At 71.4% G+C, this 1349-nt stretch carries 1 rRNA gene and 1 pseudogene; both read right to left on the minus strand.

The features are described from left to right. Window positions 1–1031 (minus strand): annotated as a pseudogene (locus AB0C76_RS41355) (hypothetical protein); the annotation flags it as partial. A gap of 227 nt (window positions 1032–1258) precedes the next feature. Continuing rightward, a 5S ribosomal RNA gene (gene rrf, locus AB0C76_RS41360) occupies window positions 1259–1349 on the minus strand; the annotation flags it as partial.

Genomic DNA, 1349 nt, shown 5'->3' on the forward strand with positions numbered 1-1349 from the left:
CCACCGGCGGGACGGTCGTCGCGACGGAAACCGCCGCCCTGACGGTCGTCACGGTCACGGTTGAAACCACCCGACGGGCGGTCGTCACGACGGAAACCGCCACCGGAGGGACGGTCGTCGCGGCGGAAACCGCCGCCCTGACGGTCGTCACGGTCACGGTTGAAACCACCCGACGGGCGGTCGTCACGACGGAAACCGCCACCGGAGGGGCGGTCGTCGCGACGCGGACGCTCGTCACGGTCATCACGACGGAAACCACCCGACGGGCGGTCGTCACGACGGAAGCCACCACCGGAGGGACGGTCGTCGCGGCGGAAACCGCCGCCCTGACGGTCGTCACGGTCACGGTTGAAACCACCCGACGGGCGGTCGTCGCGGCGGTAGCCGCCACCGGAGGGGCGGTCGTCGCGACGCGGACGCTCGTCACGGTCATCACGACGGAAACCACCCGACGGGCGATCGTCACGACGGAAGCCACCACCGGCCGGACGGTCATCGCGACGGAAACCGCCGCCCTGACGGTCATCACGGTCACGGTTGAAACCACCCGACGGGCGGTCGTCACGACGGAAACCGCCACCGGAGGGACGGTCGTCGCGACGGAAACCGCCGCCCTGACGGTCGTCACGGTCACGGTTGAAACCACCCGACGGGCGGTCATCGCGGCGGTAGCCGCCACCGGCCGGACGGTCATCGCGGTCGCGGCCGTAGCCACCACCCGACGGGCGGTCGTCACGACGGAAGCCACCACCGGCGGGACGGTCGTCACGACGGAAACCGCCGCCGGAGGGGCGGTCGTCGCGGCGGTAGCCGCCGCCCTGGCGGTCGTCCCGGTCACGGCCGTAGCCGCCACCGGAGGGACGGTCGTCACGACGCGGACGCTCGTCACGGTCGTCGCGGCGGTAGCCGCCCGGGCGCTCGTCGCGGCGAGAGCCGCCACGGTCGTTGGACCAGCTCCCGCGGGACCGGGGCTCGTAGCCTCGGCCGTCGTCCGATCGACGCTCGGGACGGTCCTGGGGCTGGTTCGACATCGTGGTGACTCCTTCTCCTGCTTCAGCTCTGCCGCGGGCCGGGCCGAACATCTCGCCCTCACGCGGCTGGGTGCCGACCTGCTGGCCGCACGCCTTCTCCATTGTCCGGCATCCGGGAACACTCCGCGTCCGGGCGGAAGCCCCGGCCTTGCCGGCCGTGCACGTTCGCAAAACACAAAAAGGCCGCGGCCCCAGCGAAATCGCTGGGGCCGCGGCCTTGAATAATTGTTCGGCGGCGTCCTACTCTCCCACAGGGTCCCCCCTGCAGTACCATCGGCGCTGTGAGGCTTAGCTTCCGGGTTCGGAATGTAACCGGGC

This window comes from Kitasatospora sp. NPDC048722 (genome assembly GCF_040650235.1).
Lineage (GTDB): Bacteria > Actinomycetota > Actinomycetes > Streptomycetales > Streptomycetaceae > Kitasatospora.